The organism is Bradyrhizobium sp. USDA 327 (assembly GCF_041262065.1).
Lineage (GTDB): Bacteria > Pseudomonadota > Alphaproteobacteria > Rhizobiales > Xanthobacteraceae > Bradyrhizobium > Bradyrhizobium liaoningense.
The window spans coordinates 1,926,477-1,941,882 of sequence record NZ_JBGCCW010000001.1 but is presented as its reverse complement, the minus strand read 5'-3'; the positions used below and the strand labels follow the sequence as shown (position 1 = coordinate 1,941,882).

General features: G+C 65.9%; 14 protein-coding genes. 6 read left to right on the top strand and 8 right to left on the bottom strand.

What is annotated here, in order from left to right:
* Nucleotides 1–31: 31 nt before the first annotated feature.
* The 6 genes from ABIA42_RS08755 (at nucleotide 32) to ABIA42_RS08730 (ending at nucleotide 6,244) form a co-directional block, all read left to right on the top strand.
* Nucleotides 32–1,426, top strand: a complete 1,395-nt coding sequence (locus ABIA42_RS08755) for an FAD-linked oxidase C-terminal domain-containing protein (protein WP_370114204.1) — start codon at nucleotides 32–34, stop codon at nucleotides 1,424–1,426.
* Nucleotides 1,423–2,946, top strand: a complete 1,524-nt coding sequence (locus ABIA42_RS08750) for a sugar ABC transporter ATP-binding protein (protein WP_370143758.1) — start codon at nucleotides 1,423–1,425, stop codon at nucleotides 2,944–2,946. Before ABIA42_RS08755 ends, ABIA42_RS08750 begins: the two co-directional genes overlap by 4 nt.
* Nucleotides 2,939–3,889, top strand: coding sequence for an ABC transporter permease (locus ABIA42_RS08745; protein ID WP_271526239.1), 951 nt, complete (start codon nucleotides 2,939–2,941; stop codon nucleotides 3,887–3,889). The genes ABIA42_RS08750 and ABIA42_RS08745 overlap by 8 nt, the downstream gene beginning before the upstream one ends.
* A complete protein-coding gene (locus ABIA42_RS08740; RefSeq protein ID WP_197968247.1) occupies nucleotides 3,886–4,863 on the top strand; it encodes an ABC transporter permease in 978 nt (325 codons plus the stop codon). The genes ABIA42_RS08745 and ABIA42_RS08740 overlap by 4 nt, the downstream gene beginning before the upstream one ends.
* Before the next feature lie 42 nt (nucleotides 4,864–4,905).
* On the top strand, nucleotides 4,906–5,880 hold the full coding sequence (locus tag ABIA42_RS08735; RefSeq protein ID WP_271526240.1) for a sugar ABC transporter substrate-binding protein: 975 nt from the start codon (nucleotides 4,906–4,908) through the stop codon (nucleotides 5,878–5,880).
* A 76-nt stretch (nucleotides 5,881–5,956) separates the two neighbouring features.
* A complete protein-coding gene (locus ABIA42_RS08730) occupies nucleotides 5,957–6,244 on the top strand; it encodes a YciI family protein (protein ID WP_271526241.1) in 288 nt (95 codons plus the stop codon).
* Between the two features lie 3 nt (nucleotides 6,245–6,247).
* Here the strand turns inward: ABIA42_RS08730 and ABIA42_RS08725 are convergent, their stop codons facing one another.
* From ABIA42_RS08725 to ABIA42_RS08690, 8 genes are all read right to left on the bottom strand, one after another.
* Entirely contained in the window at nucleotides 6,248–7,225 is a 978-nt protein-coding gene (locus ABIA42_RS08725) for an ABC transporter ATP-binding protein (protein WP_370114207.1), read from the bottom strand.
* The gene (locus ABIA42_RS08720; protein WP_370114209.1) at nucleotides 7,222–8,211 is read right to left on the bottom strand and encodes an ABC transporter ATP-binding protein; all 990 of its coding nucleotides are present in this window, start codon (nucleotides 8,209–8,211) and stop codon (nucleotides 7,222–7,224) included. The genes ABIA42_RS08725 and ABIA42_RS08720 overlap by 4 nt, the downstream gene beginning before the upstream one ends.
* Before the next feature lie 19 nt (nucleotides 8,212–8,230).
* The gene (locus ABIA42_RS08715; RefSeq protein WP_370114211.1) at nucleotides 8,231–9,154 is read right to left on the bottom strand and encodes an ABC transporter permease; all 924 of its coding nucleotides are present in this window, start codon (nucleotides 9,152–9,154) and stop codon (nucleotides 8,231–8,233) included.
* Entirely contained in the window at nucleotides 9,151–10,092 is a 942-nt protein-coding gene (locus ABIA42_RS08710; protein ID WP_271526244.1) for an ABC transporter permease, read from the bottom strand. The genes ABIA42_RS08715 and ABIA42_RS08710 overlap by 4 nt, the downstream gene beginning before the upstream one ends.
* Before the next feature lie 17 nt (nucleotides 10,093–10,109).
* Nucleotides 10,110–11,711 (bottom strand): ABC transporter substrate-binding protein, encoded by a 1,602-nt coding sequence (locus ABIA42_RS08705; RefSeq protein WP_370114213.1) that lies wholly within the window; start codon nucleotides 11,709–11,711, stop codon nucleotides 10,110–10,112.
* A gap of 141 nt (nucleotides 11,712–11,852) precedes the next feature.
* Complete coding sequence (nikE, locus tag ABIA42_RS08700; protein WP_370114215.1) at nucleotides 11,853–13,523, bottom strand: nickel ABC transporter ATP-binding protein NikE; 1,671 nt, start codon at nucleotides 13,521–13,523, stop codon at nucleotides 11,853–11,855.
* On the bottom strand, nucleotides 13,520–14,368 hold the full coding sequence (locus tag ABIA42_RS08695) for an ABC transporter permease (protein ID WP_370114217.1): 849 nt from the start codon (nucleotides 14,366–14,368) through the stop codon (nucleotides 13,520–13,522). The genes nikE and ABIA42_RS08695 overlap by 4 nt, the downstream gene beginning before the upstream one ends.
* Nucleotides 14,365–15,399 carry an ABC transporter permease gene (locus tag ABIA42_RS08690; protein WP_370114219.1) on the bottom strand — a complete coding sequence of 345 codons (1,035 nt, stop codon included), beginning with the start codon at nucleotides 15,397–15,399 and terminating at the stop codon, nucleotides 14,365–14,367. Before ABIA42_RS08690 ends, ABIA42_RS08695 begins: the two co-directional genes overlap by 4 nt.
* Nucleotides 15,400–15,406 lie beyond the last annotated feature (7 nt).

The window sequence follows — 15,406 nt, the reverse complement described above, 5'->3', positions numbered from 1 at the left end:
CCGGCAGCAGGGAGCAGACGGGAGCTTAAGGATGGGACCGCGGGTCAGCACGGACATATTGGCCGAGCGCCTCACCGGCATGATCGGCCCGCGCGCGAGCGTTGCGCGCGGCGTGCTCGATCAGCATGGGCAGAGCGAATCGCATTATCGGAGCCTGCCGCCCGATATCGTGGTCTTCCCTGAAACCACGCAGGAGGTCGCGGACATCGTCAAGCTCTGCGCCGGCGCGGGCATGCCGATCGTTCCGTTCGGCGCCGGCACCTCGCTCGAAGGCAACGCGGCCGCGGTCGCCGGCGGCGTCTGCTTCGACTTCGCACGCATGAACAGGGTTCTCGCAGTGCACGACAGCGACATGGATGTCGTGGTGCAGCCCGGCATCACGCGCAAGCAGCTCAATGCCGAGCTGCGCAATACCGGCCTGTTCTTCCCGATCGACCCCGGCGCCGACGCCTCGATCGGCGGCATGACCTCGACGCGCGCCTCCGGGACCATGGCTGTGCGCTACGGCACCATGAAGGACAATGTCATGGCGCTGGAGGTGGTGCTGGCCGATGGCCGCGTGATCCGCACCGCCCGGCGCGCGCGCAAGTCGGCCGCCGGCTACGACCTGACGCGCATGTTCGTCGGCGCCGAAGGCACGCTCGGGATCATCACCGAGATCACGCTGAAGGTGCATCCGGTGCCGCAGGCGATCTCGGCCGCTGTGTGCAGCTTCGACACCCTGCACGATGCCGTCGACACCGCGATCTCGGTGATCCAGTCCGCGATCCCCGTGGCGCGCATCGAGCTGCTCGACGACGTCATGATGCGGGGCATCAATGCCTACGCCAAGCTTGGCTATCGCGAGGCCCCCACCCTGTTCTTCGAATTCCACGGCTCGGAGACCTCCGTCGCCGAGCAGGCCGAAGCCGCCCAGGCCATCGCCGCCGACCATGGCGGCCACGGCTTTGCCTGGGCGAAGGCGCCGGAAGACCGCAGCCGGCTCTGGCACGCCCGCGACAACACCCTCTATGCCGGCCTCGGCCTGCGCCCCGGCGCACGCGCGGTGATCACGGATGTCTGCGTGCCGATCTCGCGGCTGGCGGAATGCCTGACCGAGACGCGGCGCGACGCGGACGTGCACGGCTTTGTCGCACCGATCGTCGGTCACGTCGGCGACGGCAATTTCCACATGCTGATCCTGATCGATCCGGCAAAGCCGGAGGAGGCCGAAGGCGCCAAGGCGCTGCAGGCCCGCATGGTTGCCCGCGCCATTGCCATGGACGGCACCTGCACCGGCGAGCATGGCATCGGGCTCGGCAAGATCGACTACCTCACTGACGAGCTCGGCGAAGCCGTCGACGTGATGCGGTCGATCAAGACCGCGCTCGATCCAAATGGTCTCATGAACCCCGGAAAGATCTTTGCGAGCGGAGCCAAGGCATGAGCGACGCGCTCCCGATCGAGGTCACCTCGCCCACGCCGCTGCTGGAGCTGCGCGGCATCAGCAAGGAATTTCCCGGCGTCAAGGCGCTGGATGACGTGTCCTTTGCCGTCTACCCCGGCGAAGTCCACATGCTGCTGGGCGAGAACGGCGCCGGCAAATCGAGCCTGATGAAGGTGCTGTGCGGCGCCTACCGCGCCGACGCCGGCGAGTTCTACTACAAGGGCGAGACGGTCGCGATCAATTCCACCGCGGACGCGCAGAAGCTCGGCATTGCCGTGATCTTCCAGGAATTCTCGCTGGTCCCCCATCTCGATATCGCCCAGAACATCTTCCTGGGTCGCGAGCCGAAGGGCCGCATCCCCGGGACCATCGACCGCCGGAAGATTTTGGCTGATGCGAGGCGCGTGCTCGACACGATCGGCTTCGACATCGATCCCTCCACCACCGTCGACAAGCTCGGCGTGGCGCAGCAGCAGATGGTCGAGATCGCGAAAGCGATCAGCCAGAACGCCCGCATCCTGGTCATGGACGAGCCGACCGCGGCGCTGTCGGACCGAGAGACCGAGCTGCTGTTCGCGCTGATCGCGCGGCTGAAGGCCGACGGCGTGTCCATCGTCTACATCTCGCACCGCATGGCCGAGGTGTTCGCGCTCGGCGATCGCATCACCGTGCTGCGCGACGGCCGCCGTATCGACGGCGTCCGTCCCGCTGACGTCACGCCGGACCAGCTCGTCCGCATGATGGTCGGCCGCAACGTCGACATGACCTATCCGCGCCATTTTGCCGACAAGCCCGGCGAGCTGCTGCTCGAGGTCAAGGGCCTGACCGCGCCGACCGGCATCTCGGACATCAATATCGAGGTGCGCCGAGGCGAGATCGTCGGCCTGTGCGGCCTCGTCGGCTCCGGTCGCAGCGAGGTCGCGCGCGCTATTTTCGGCGCCGACCCCGTCACATCAGGGGAGATCGTCTTCGATGGCAAGACCATCTCCGGCGAGCCGGATCTCGCCGCCCGCCGCGGCATCGCGCTGATCCCGGAGAGCCGCAAAAGTGAAGGCCTCGCGCTGCTGCGTTCGGTGAGCGACAATCTGGTGGTGTCGGCGCTGCGAAAACTGTTTCCGAGCGGCCTGTTCGACCAGCGCAGTGCGCAGCGCACAGCCGACGGCCTGATCCGCCAATTGAGGATCGCGACACCGAGTGCGCGGCAAACCGTCGGCCTGCTCTCGGGCGGCAACCAGCAGAAGGTCGTGATCGGCAAGTGGCTGGCTGCCGGCTCAAAGCTGTTCATTTTCGACGAGCCGACGCGGGGCATCGACATCGGCGCCAAGTCCGAGATCTTTGCGTTGATCGACCGCCTCGTCGCGGAAGGCGCGGCGGCCCTAATGATCTCGTCCGAGCAGGTCGAGATCTGCCATGTCTGCGACCGCGCCTATGTGATGCGCGAGGGGCGCATTGCCGGGCACCTGATGCGCAGCGAACTGACGGAGGAGAACATCGTGCGACTGGGGATGCATCATGCGTGAAGCCGCGATCGTCTCGGAGCCCAATCCGCTGCAACGCATTCCCGGCGTTGCCATGGTGCTGGTGCTGCTGATCGCGCTGTTCAGCGTGATCGCGCCCGGCTTCCTGTCGGTCGCCAATCTCTCCAACGTGCTGGTGCAGTCAACCATCCTGACCATGCTCGCGCTGCCGATGACTTTGATCATCATGACCGAGGGGCTGGATCTGTCGATGGGTGCGGTGCTGACGCTGACCTCGCTCTGCGTCGCCATCGTGTCGCTCGCGACCAAGTCGATGCTGCTCGGCTTGGGTGCCGGCCTGCTGGTCGGCACGGCCTTCGGCCTCGCCAATGGCTGGCTGGTCGCGATCCTGGGCATTCCGCCCTTCGTCGCGACGCTGGGCACGCTCGGCATGGCGCAGGGACTGTCGCTGATCGTCAGCGACGGCCAGAGCGTGGTCGGCATTCCCCACAGCGTGCGCGACATCTACTCGGCGACGCTTCTCGGAGTCCCCGTTCCGATCGTGATGGCGCTCGTGACCTACGCGGTCTTCCACGTGCTGCTCTATCATACAAGGTTCGGCACCTACATCTTCGCCCTCGGCGGCAACCGCGAGGCGCTGCGCTATGCCGGTCTCTCGCCGAACCGGCTCCTGATCGCGGTGTACGCGATCGGCGGCGCCATGGCCGGCATCGCCGGCCTGCTGATGACCGCGCGGATGAATTCCGGTCACCCCACCGCCGGCCTCGGTCTCGAATTCGATGCCATCGCCGCGGTCGCCGTCGGCGGCACCTCGTTCGAGCGCGGCAATGGCTGGCTGCTCGGCACGCTGCTCGGCGTCCTCTCGGTCGGCGTGTTGCGCAACGGGCTGAACCTGATCTCCCTGCCGTCCTCTGTGCAGGTCGCAAGCGTCGGCATCCTCGTCATCGTTGCCCTGTTCCTCGACGGCCTCAGGAGCCGCGCATGACCGACATCACCAAGGACGCCATCGCGCCGCCCCGCTCGTTTCTCTCGCAGGACGCGATCCAGGTGTTTTACCGCCTGCTCGCGGCGCTCTTGATCTGCGCGGTGCTCGCCGTGCTCAGCGATTCCTTCCTGAGCCTCGGCAACATCCTCAACGTGCTCAGGCAGGCGAGCCTGACCTTCTTCATCGCCTCCGGCCTGACGCTGGTGGTGCTGACCGCCGGCCTCGATCTGTCCGTCGGCGCCAATGTCGCGCTGTCCGCCTGTATCGCCGGGACCGTGATCCACACGACCGGCTCGCCGGCGCTCGGCATCCTCACCGGGCTTGCCTGCGGCGGCATCGTCGGCCTGCTCAACGGCATCATGGTCACTGCGCTCCGCATCCCCTCCTTCATCGCCACCTACGGCATGCTCTGGGTGCTGAACGGCCTCACCTACTGGTACATGGCGGGCGAGACCCTGCACGGCTTCCCGGCCGGCTTCCGCCAGATCGGCAGCGGCTACCTGTTCGGCCTGCCCATCCCGGTCTATCTGCTGCTGGTTTTCCTCGGGATCGGGACGTTCTTCGCGCAGCGCACGATCTGGGGCCAGGAGATCTATGCGATCGGCGCCAATCCGGTCGCGGCGCGGCTCTCAGGCATCCCGGTCGCGCGGCGCCTGCTGCTGGTCTATGCCGTCTCCGGCACCATGGCCGGGCTCGCCTCGATCATCTTCCTGTCGCGGCTCAATTCGGCCGAGGCCGACATCGGCGAGAGCCTGACGCTGCCCGCGATCGCGGCCGTGCTGATCGGCGGCACCTCGCTGTTCGGCGGCGTCGGCACCGTGTTCGGCACCTTCATCGGCGCGCTGATCCTCACCCTGGTGCTGAATGGCATGAACCTGCTCTCGGTCAGCGCCAACTGGCAGCCGCTCGTCACCGGCGTCATCGTCATTCTCGCGGTCTGGCTCGACATGAAGACCCGCCGCCGCGCGCAATGAGTTCTTGAAGTTCCAACAAGCAAAACGAGGGATGGAGGCAACATGAAACAGAAACTTGGCTATCTGACGCTGCCGCTGCTGATGGCGGCCGCGTTCACCACGCACGCACGCGCCGACGGCGAGACCATCGCTGTCTTCACCAAGAACCAGACCAATCCGTTCTTCCAGACGGTGCGGGTCGGCGCCGACAACATGGCGAAGACGCTGAACGCGAAGACGCTTCAGTACATCCCGACCAAGCCGGACTCGATCCCCGAGCAGCTCAGCCAGATCGAGGACGTCGTGGTCAAAAAGCCGAGCGCGATCGTCTTCACGCCGGTCGACTACAAGGCGATGGTGCCCGGCGTCGAGAAGATCAACGAGGCCAAGATCCCGGTCGTCAACATCACCGACCGCTCAGCCGGCGGCAAGTTCCTGTCCTTCGTCGGCGCCGACGATTACAGTCTCGGGCTGGAGACCGCGCGCTTCCTCCTGAAGACGCTGGGAGGCAAGGGCAATATCGTCATCATCGAGGGCGTCAAGGGCTCGCTGACCAATGTCGACCGCGTCCGCGGCTTCAACGACGCGCTGAAGGAGAATCCGGGCGCCAAGCTCCTGGCCTCCCAGCCCGGCAACTACCAGCGGCTCCAGGCGCTCCAGGTGATGGAGAACCTGATGCAGTCGAACTCGCAGATCGACGGCGTGCTCGCCGCCAACGACGCGATGGCGGTCGGCGCGATCGAGGCGCTCGACGGCGCCAACCGCAAGGCCCAGGTGATCGGCATCAACGGCACCAAGGAGGCGATCGACGCGATCAAGTCCGGCAAGCTGCTGGCGAGCGGCGACTACAACGGCTTTGCGCAAGGTTGCCTCGGCACCATGATGGCGATCCGCTCCTTGCGCAATCAGCCTGTCATCAGCGAGATCGTGCTGAAGCCGACCGTCATCACCAAGGACAATTACCAGCCGTTCGACGTCCCGCTGGAGCAGCGGACCTGTCCGACCTTCGAGGACGCCGGCAAGCTCGGCGCGAAGTAGACCACCCGATCACGTCGCGTCCGGACGGCCGCCCCCGCGGCCGTCCCAAGAACTGAAGCAAGAAACGGAGACCACCATGCTGTTCGCCATTCACGCTCTCGACCGCACCGGTGCGCTGCCCACGCGGCTTGCCAATTACGACGCGCACAAGGCTTTCCTGAGCGATACCTCACGCTTCGGCGTCAAGATCGTGATGTCGGGACCGCTGGTCTCCGACGACGGCCAGGCGATGATCGGCAGCCTGTTCCTAATCGAGGCGCCGGGCCGGGCCGAGGTCGAAGCCTTCAACCGCGCAGATCCCTTTGCCGCGGCCGGCATCTGGGAAAAGGTCACGATCACGGGCTTCCTGCGCCGGCAGGGTTAAACCCTACGGCAGCTCATCGAGGTGGCACGCCACCCACTGCTCGCCTCCCGCCGCGCGCAGCACCGGCTCCTCTGTCCGGCAGCGGTCGAAGACGTACGGGCAACGGGTGTGAAAGCGGCATCCGTTCGGCGGGTTGATCGGGCTCGGCACGTCGCCCTTGAGAATGATCGGATTGCGCTGTGCTCCGGGCTCCGGCAACGGCACCGCCGAGAGCAGCGCCTTGGTGTAGGGATGCCTTGGCGCGGCAAAGATCTCCCGGCGCGGCGCTACTTCCACGATCTTGCCGAGATACATGACCGCAACGCGATGGGTCATGTGCTCGACGATCGCGAGATCGTGGCTGATGAACAGCAGCGCGAGGCCGAACTCGCTCTGGAGATCCTGCAGCAGATTGACGATCTGCGCCTTGACCGAGACGTCGAGCGCGGAGACTGCCTCGTCGCACACGATCAGCTCGGGTTCTGCCGCGAGCGCGCGCGCAATGCCGATGCGCTGACGCTGGCCGCCGGAGAATTCGTGGGGCCTGCGGTTGAGCGCCTCGCGCGGCAGGCGCACGGTATCCATCAGCGATGTGACGCGAACCTCGAGATCCTCCGCAGACTTGGCCAGACCGAAATTGCGGATCGGCTCGGCGAGAATGTCGCGCACGCGCATGCGCGGATTGAGGCTCGAGAACGGATCCTGGAACACGACCTGCACGCGCCGGCGCATCTGGCGCATCGTGCTCGGCGCGGCGTCGTCGATCCTCTGGCCGTCGAGGATGACCTGCCCCGAGGTGATCTCGAACAGCCGCAGGATGGCGCGGCCGACCGTCGATTTGCCGCAGCCGGACTCCCCGACCAGCGATAGGGTCTCGCCCCGCGCGATCTCGAACGACACACCGTCGACCGCATAGACGAATTCGGACTTGCGCCCGAACAGGCCGGTCTTGACCGGAAAGTGCTTCTTGAGGTCGTTGACCTGGAGCAGCGGAGGACTCATGCCGCGATGGCTCCCTTGGCGGCGTAATGACAGGCGGCGACGTGGCGGGGGCCCTTCTCCTCCAGCCCCGGCGCATATTGGCGGCAGAGATCGGTCGCGAGCGCACAGCGTCCGGCAAAGACGCATCCGGTGATCGGCTTGCGGAGATCCGGCACCTGCCCGGGAATCTCGGCGAGCCGCCTCGCAGTGCCGGACAGCGACGAGCCGAGCCGCGGCACAGCGCCAAGCAAACCCTGCGTATAGGGATGACGCGGCGAACGGAACAGCTCGGCCACCGGCGCCTCCTCGACCTTGCGGCCCGCATACATCACCATGACGCGCTCGGCGATCTCGGCGACGACGCCGAGATCGTGGGTGATGAGGATGATCGCAGCGCCGACCCGGCTCTTCAGGTCCAGCATCAGCTTCAGGATCTGCGCCTGGATCGTGACGTCGAGCGCGGTTGTCGGCTCGTCCGCAATGAGAAGCTTCGGATTACAGGCGAGCGCGATGGCGATCATGACGCGCTGACGCATGCCGCCGGACAGCTGATGCGGATATTCGCGCACGCGGCGTTTCGGCTCGGGAATGCCGACCAGCGTCAGCATCTCGATCGCGTGCGCCTCTGCCGCCTGCTTGTCGAGGCCCTGATGGATCATCAAGGTCTCGCGGATCTGGCGGCCGACGGTCAGGACCGGATTAAGGCTGGTCATCGGCTCCTGGAAGATCATCGAGATGTCGTTGCCGCGGATCGCGCGCATCTCGCGATCGGACAGCTTCAGCAGGTCCCTGCCCGCAAAGCGGATGCTCCCTGCGATCCTGCCCGGCGGCTCCGGGATCAGTCGCATCAGCGACATCGACGTCACCGACTTGCCGCAGCCGGACTCGCCGACGATGGCGAGCGTCTCGCCCTCGTTGACATGGAAGGACACCCCGTCGACCGCACGATTGATGCCGCTGGGGGTACGGAAATGGGTCTGGAGGTTCTCGACTTCGAGCAAAGCCATCGCGATCAGCCTCGATCCATCAGAGGCTCTTGGCCATGCGCGGGTCGAGCGCATCGCGAAGGCCGTCGCCGAGCAAATTCACGGCGAGAACGGTGACCGACAGGAACGCCGCCGGGAAGAACACGATGTAGGGCTTCACCTGCCACAGTGCGCGGCCCTCGGCCATGATGTTGCCCCAGGACGGGATGGTCGGCGGCGTTCCGGCACCGATGAAGGACAGGATCGCTTCGGTGATCATGGCGCTGGCGCAGATATAGGTCGCCTGCACCAGCATCGGCGCGACCGTGTTGGGCAGGATATGGCGGAGGATGATCATTGGCGAGCGCGTGCCGCAGGCCACGGCCGCATCCACATAGGGTTGCTCGCGAAGCGACAGCACCACACTGCGGACGAGGCGCGAGACACGCGGGATTTCGGCAACGGTGATCGCCAGGATGACGTTGCCGACGCTGCCGCGCGTCAGCGCCATCAGCGCGATCGCGAGCAGGATCGGCGGGATCGACATCAAGCCGTCCATGAACCGCATCAGGATGCCGTCGGCCCAGCGGATGAATCCGGAGATCATGCCGATGGCGAGACCCGCCGCAGATGCGAAGATCGCGACCGACAAGCCGACCGTGAGCGAGACGCGCGCGCCAAACAACACGCGGGAATAGATGTCGCGGCCGAGCACGTCGGTGCCGAACCAGAAATCGGCCGACGGCGCCCGGGTCCGCTTGGCGGGTGCGAGCGCGGTCGGGTCGACCGTGCCGAGATAAGGCGCGAAGACCGCGATCAGCACGAGCGCCAGCAACAGCGCGCCGCCGATCGCGACCGTCGGATGGCCGCGCAGGAGGCCGACGAAGCCGCGCCGGATCGTGACCGGCCGCAGGATTTCAGGCAGCTGCGGCGCGAGGACGAGGCCGGCCGGAAGCGATTGCGAATTGACGGTGGTGTCGGTCAATAGCGGATCCTCGGGTCAACGAGCGTATAGACGACGTCGATCATCAGATTGACGAGGACGTAGACGAAGCTGAACAGCAGCACGATGCCCTGGATCACCGGATAGTCACGGCGCAGGATCGCATCGATCGTGAGGCGACCGAGGCCGGGGATCGCGAACACGCTCTCGGTCACGACCGCGCCGCCGATCAGGAGCGCGATGCCGATCCCGATCACGGTCACGATCGGTACCGCCGCGTTCTTCAGCGCGTGAATGAACAGGATGCCGCCCTGCCCGAGGCCCTTGGCCTTGGCGGTGCGGATGTAGTCTTGCTGCAGCACTTCGAGCATGGCGGCACGGGTGATACGCGCGACCAGCGCGATGTAGACGCAGCCGAGCGCGACCGCCGGCAGGATGAGGTTCTCGAGCCACGGCCAGAAGCCCTGCGTGAGCGGCGTATAGCCCTGCACCGGCAGCCATTCCAGCTCGAGCGCGAAGATGTAGGCGAGTATGTAACCAACCACGAACACGGGCAGCGAGAATCCGAACACGGCAAAGCCCATGATGACGCGGTCGATCAGGCTGCCGGCCTTCCACGCCGCCACCACGCCGAGCGGCACCGCCACCACGATCGTGAGCAGCAGCGTGACCATCATCAGCGACAGCGTCGGACCGAGACGTTGCCCAATCATCGCCGAGACCGGGAGATTGGTGAAGATCGAGGTGCCGAGATCGCCGTGCAGGATGCGCCAGACCCAGCTTCCGAACTGGACCAGGAACGGACGGTTGAGGCCTAGGCTTTGCCGGATGCGCTCCACATCCTCCGGACTCGCCTGGTCGCCCGCGATCACCACGGCCGGATCGCCCGGCGCGATGTAGAGCAGGCTGAACACGAACAGCGCGACGATCGCCATGACTGGCAGGGTCGCGACGATGCGACGGAGGATGTAGGAGAGCATCTGGCCTCAGCGCACGATCATGCAGACTTGGACACGCCCCAGAAGAACGGCAGCGGCCCCTTGGTGATGCCGGAGACGTTCTTGCGCCACGCGGTGTAGCTCAGGAAGAAGCCCGTCGGCGCGTAGACGACGTCATCGAGCGCCGCCTTGTTGAGGCGACCGATGGCGGCCTTCTCCTCGTCGAGGTTCTTGGCCTCGAACCAGGACGCGACCTCCTTCTCCGTGCCGGGGCTGTTCGGCCAGCCGAACCAGGCCTTGTCGCCGTTGGCGCGAATGGCGGTGTAGGGAGCGGGATTGATGCAGTCCGCGCCCGCGTGCCAGGTGTGGAACATGTTCCAGCCGCCCTGTCCGGGCGGCGTCTTCTGCGCGCGGCGCGAGCCGACCGTGCCCCAATCGGTGGCGACGAAGTCGACATTCATGCCGAGCTTCTTCAGCAGATCCGCGGTGACGTCGCCCTGTGCCTTGGTGATCGGCTGGTCCTGTGCCACCAGGCACGTCACCGGCTGGCCGGAATAGCCGCTCTCGGCCAGCAACTTCTTGGCGGCATCGAGATCGCGCTTGCCCTTCAGGATCTCGCCGCCGGCTTCGCTGTAAAGCGGCGTATCCGGGGTGAAGAAGCCGGGCAGCGGCTTCCAGAGTGCCGTGTCGTCGCCGACGATCGCGCGCATGTAGTCTTCCTGGCTGAGCGCCATCAGCACCGCTCGCCGCGCCCGCACGTCATTGAACGGCGCAAAGAGATGGTTCATGCGGAACGAGCCGATATTGCCGAGGGGATCGCCGATATCGACGCTGATGTTCTTGTTCTTCTTCAGGACTGGAACGAGGTCTGCAATCGGGCTCTCCCACCAGTCGACCTCGCCGTTCTGCAAGGCGGCGGCTGCCGTGGCGGGATCCGGCATCACGATCCATTCGACGCGATCGATCAGGATCTGCTTGCCGCCCGCGAGCCAGGATGCCTTCTCCTGCCGCGGCACGTAGTCGGTGAACTTCTCGAACACCGCCTTCGCGCCGGGCACCCACTCGCCCTTGGCGAACTTCATCGGCCCGGAGCCGACATAGTCGGTGATCTGCTTGAACGGATCGGTCTGCGCGATGCGCTCCGGCATGATGAAGCCGCACGGCGAGTTGTTCTTGGCCAGCGCGTAGAGCATCTTCGGGAAGGGCTGCTTGAGCACCCATTTGAAGGTGCGGTCGTCGACGGCCGTCAGTTCCTGCTGCAGCGCCTTGATCATCAGTCCCATCGGATCGCGCGCCGACCAGCGCGTCAGGCTTGCAACGACGTCCTTGCTCAGCACCGGCTCGCCGTCATGGAACTTGAGGCCCGGCCGCAATTTGAACGTCCAGGTCGTGCCGTCGTCGGTCACTTCCTCGGACTCGACCATCTGACGCTGCGGCTGCAACGAGGAATCGATGCCGTAAAGCGTGTCCCAGACCATCGCGGCCGCATTGCGCACGACATATTGCGTACCCCAGATCGGGTCGAAATTGGCGAGATTGGCCTGGGGCACGAAGCGCAGGGTTCGGGCGGATGCGCCTTGCGCGATCGCCGGCGCCGAGAGGCCGGTCAATGCCAGACCGCCCGCGCCGGCCAGTCCCTTCAATACGGTCCTGCGATCCATGAAGTCCTCCAGTAATGCCGTGATTCCGGCCATCGTTGGCCAAGGGCAAGTGAAACCGAACCCATTTGCAAGCAAATGGTATGCCACTAAATGCCCCTTCGCCAGCGGGATCTCATCTCTCTTTTTTGGCCGCGCCAGGCCTCAAAGAGCGGCCGCCAGCGTCGGTCCGGTCTCGATGTGCGGGATCGCCTCGACCAGTTTGCGCGTGTAGTCGGTCTTCGGATTGTCGAACAGCGCCCGGCTTTCGCCCTGCTCGACGATGCCGCCATTGCGCAGCACGATCGTGCGGTCGCAGAGCATGCGCACCACGTTGAGATCGTGGCTGACGAACAGCAGCGCGATGTCGTTCTCGCGCCGCAGCCGGTCGAGCAGTTGCAACACCACCGCCTGAACGGAGACGTCGAGCGCGGCGGTCGGCTCGTCCAGCACCAGGAGCCGCGGCCGGCAGGCGATGGCGCGGGCGATGCCGACACGGGCCTTCTGCCCGCCGGAGAGCTGATGCGGAAACCGCGGCAACAGATCCAGCGGCAGCCCCACCCGTTCCGCGCATTCTTCCACCCGCTTGCGCAGCGCCTCACCCGCACGCATGCCGTCGAGCCGCATCAACGGATGGGCAATACAATCGAACGCGGTAAAGCGCGGGTTGAGGCTCTCGTTCGGATCCTGAAAGACCATCTGGATGTCTTTGCGCAATGGCGAGCGGTGGAAGTCCCGCGCCGCCACGTGCCCGATCGACTGCCCGTCGAACACGATGTCGCCCTCGCTGGGGTCGATGAGACGGCAGATCATGCGCGACGTCGTGCTCTTGCCGGAGCCGGACTCGCCGACCAGACCGACGCTCTCGCCGCCGGCCATGGTCATCGAAAAGTCGGCAACCGCCGCGGAGCCCTGGTCGAAACGCTTTGCGAGCTTCCGCACTTCCAGGAGCGGCGGCGTGCCATGTGGCAGCACCGACCGTGGCTTGTCGAGAACGGCGTTGTAACGCTCTCTCTCCTCGTCAGTCACGAGGTCTTCGATCCGCGACGTCGCCGTCGGCGATGCCGCGACCAGACGCCTCGTATAGGCGTGCTGCGGCGCGCTGAAGAGCTTGCCGGGGCTCGCCTCCTCGACGATGCGGCCACGCTCCATCACGGCGATGCGGCGGCAATAGCGCGCCGCGAGACCGAGGTCATGCGTGATCAAGATCGTCGCCATGCCTCGCGCGGCGGCAATGTCTGCCAGGAGATCCATCACCACCTTTTGCGTGGTGACGTCGAGCCCGGTCGTCGGCTCGTCGGCGATCAGCAGCGCGGGATTGCAGGAGATCGCAATCGCGATCATGACGCGCTGGCACATGCCGCCGGAGAGCTCATGCGGATAAGCGTTCATCCGCTGCTCGGGATCCCGGATCTGAACGGCACGCAGCAGCTCCAGCGCCTCGGCGCGCGCGGCCTCCTTCGAGATGCGCTTGTGCGTGAGGATCGCGTCCGCGATCTGCAATCCGATGGCCCGGATCGGATTGAGCGCCGCCCGCGGGTTCTGGAAGATCATCGACATCGCGGCGCCCTGGAGCTGACGGAGGTCATCGCCCCTGAGCTTCGTCACGTCCTGCCCGCGAAACAGGATCTTGCCACCGGTGACGCGCCCTGCGGCATCGAGCAGCCGCGTCGTGGCAAAGCCCGTGACCGACTTGCCCGAGCCGCTCTCGCCGACGAGGCCGAGCATCTCGCCGGCCTTGACGGTCAGCGTCACGCCGCGCACGGCCTCGACCATCCCGCGCCGCGTCGAGAACGCGACGTGGAGGTCGTCGATCCTGAGCAGGTCCTCGCTCATGTGCGCATCCGGGGATCGAGAATGTCCCGCATCCCGTCGCCGAGGAGATTGAAGCACAGCACCGCCATCATCAGCGCAAGGCCTGGAAAGGCCACCAGCCACCACCGCCCCGTCGAGATGAAGCGCGCGCCCTCGGCGACCATGATGCCCCATTCCGGCGTCGGCGGCTTGACGCCGAGGCCGATGAAGGAAAGGCCGGCGGCATTCAGGATGGCCCAGCCGAGATTGAGCGAGATCTGCACCGCCATCGCCGGCAGGATGTTCGGCAGCAGGAAGCGCAGCACCACGGAAAAATGGCTCTCGCCGCAGGCGCGTGCGGCCTCGACCCAGCCGACATTGCGCCTGACGTTGACCTCGGCCCGCGCGAAGCGGATGTAGAAGGGAAGATTGATGATTGCGGTCGCGATCACGATGTTCTCGATCCGGTTGCCGAGCGCAGCCACCATCGCCATCGCCAGCACGAACAGCGGGAACGCCATCATCACGTCGACGAAACGGCCGACGGCGCGATCGAGCCGGCCGCCGGCATAGCCGCAGAACGCGCCGACGACGGCCCCGATCACGAAGGAGATCCCGACCGCGGAGACCGCGATGGCGAGGTCGAGCCGCGCGGCGATGATGAGACGGCTGAACACGTCGCGCCCGAGCTGGTCCGTACCGGCAATATGCGTCGCACTCGGCGGCTGCAACGCCTCCGAGACGTTCGAGGCCACGGGATCATAAGGCACGATCCACGGTCCGAAGATCGCGACCAGGACGAAGACGAGCACACCGGTCGCCGCAACCGCGGTGAGCGGATTGCCGCGCAGGATCCAGACCGAATGGCGGAGGGTTGCACTGGTCATTCGATCGACACCCTGGGATCGGCGACGCCGTAGCAGATATCGACCACGAGATTGACCAGCACGAACAGGCTGGCCATCAGCAGCACGAAGCCCTGCACCGGCGCATAGTCGGAGGACAGCAGTGCATCGAGCGCATAGGAGGCCACGCCCGGCCAGGAGAACACCTTCTCCACCAGCACATTGGCGCCCAGCATGGTCGAGAACACGATGCCGGCAATGGTGATGACGGGAAGGATCGCATTGCGCAGCGCGTAGGTCACGACAACCTTGCGCCAGGACAATCCGACCGAGCGCGCCGTACGCACGAAATCGCTGCCGAGCGAGACCAGCATCGAGGCGCGCGTGATCCGCGCCAGCGGCGCGATGACGAACAGGGCCATGCTCACCGCCGGCAGAACCAGCTGCTTGCAGGCCGCCCACCAGCCCTCGAGATCGCCGGCGAACAGGAAATCGATGGAGAGAAAGCCGGTACGTTGCGGCGGCAGCGAGGTGAAGACGTCGATCCGCCCGGTCGGATCAGGCGAGAGCCCGAGCAGATAGTAGAAGACGTAGATCAGCAGCAGGCCCGAGACGAAGGTCGGCACGCAGACACCGAGCGCGCAGAACAGCCGCACGCCGTGGTCGACGATCGAGCCCGGCCGCAAGGCAGCGACCACGCCGAGCGGCACCGCCGCGATCAGCGCGATCAGGAGCGCGGCGCAGGTGAGTTCCAGCGACGCCGGCAGCCGCTCGCGCAGATCCTTGAGTACCGGCTGTCCGGTCATCATGGAGCGGCCGAGATTGCCGTGGCCGATGTCGGAGAGATAGAACACCAGCTGCTCCGGCACCGACTTGTTGAGCCCCATCTGCTTGCGGATCTGCTCGATCTCCTCCTTGCCGGCGTTCGGCCCCGAGGCGAAGAACACCGCGGGGTCGCCCGGCAGGACGCGCATCAGGAGAAAGGTGAAGACCAGCACACCGAACAATGCCGGCAGCGACGACAGAAGCCGCCTCCCCGCTCTCACTATCGTTGCACCAAGACCGGTCTTCACCCTTAGG

Excerpts from the sequence above, each read along its gene's own strand:
- ABIA42_RS08755 (WP_370114204.1), top strand. The coding sequence starts at position 32 with ATGGGACCGCGGGTCAGCACGGACATATTGGCCGAGCGCCTCACCGGC.
- ABIA42_RS08750 (WP_370143758.1), top strand. The coding sequence starts at position 1,423 with ATGAGCGACGCGCTCCCGATCGAGGTCACCTCGCCCACGCCGCTGCTG.
- ABIA42_RS08745 (WP_271526239.1), top strand. The coding sequence starts at position 2,939 with ATGCGTGAAGCCGCGATCGTCTCGGAGCCCAATCCGCTGCAACGCATT.
- ABIA42_RS08740 (WP_197968247.1), top strand. The coding sequence starts at position 3,886 with ATGACCGACATCACCAAGGACGCCATCGCGCCGCCCCGCTCGTTTCTC.
- ABIA42_RS08735 (WP_271526240.1), top strand. The coding sequence starts at position 4,906 with ATGAAACAGAAACTTGGCTATCTGACGCTGCCGCTGCTGATGGCGGCC.
- ABIA42_RS08730 (WP_271526241.1), top strand. The coding sequence starts at position 5,957 with ATGCTGTTCGCCATTCACGCTCTCGACCGCACCGGTGCGCTGCCCACG.
- ABIA42_RS08725 (WP_370114207.1), bottom strand. The coding sequence starts at position 7,225 with ATGAGTCCTCCGCTGCTCCAGGTCAACGACCTCAAGAAGCACTTTCCG.
- ABIA42_RS08720 (WP_370114209.1), bottom strand. The coding sequence starts at position 8,211 with ATGGCTTTGCTCGAAGTCGAGAACCTCCAGACCCATTTCCGTACCCCC.
- ABIA42_RS08710 (WP_271526244.1), bottom strand. The coding sequence starts at position 10,092 with ATGCTCTCCTACATCCTCCGTCGCATCGTCGCGACCCTGCCAGTCATG.
- ABIA42_RS08705 (WP_370114213.1), bottom strand. The coding sequence starts at position 11,711 with ATGGATCGCAGGACCGTATTGAAGGGACTGGCCGGCGCGGGCGGTCTG.
- nikE (WP_370114215.1), bottom strand. The coding sequence starts at position 13,523 with ATGAGCGAGGACCTGCTCAGGATCGACGACCTCCACGTCGCGTTCTCG.
- ABIA42_RS08695 (WP_370114217.1), bottom strand. The coding sequence starts at position 14,368 with ATGACCAGTGCAACCCTCCGCCATTCGGTCTGGATCCTGCGCGGCAAT.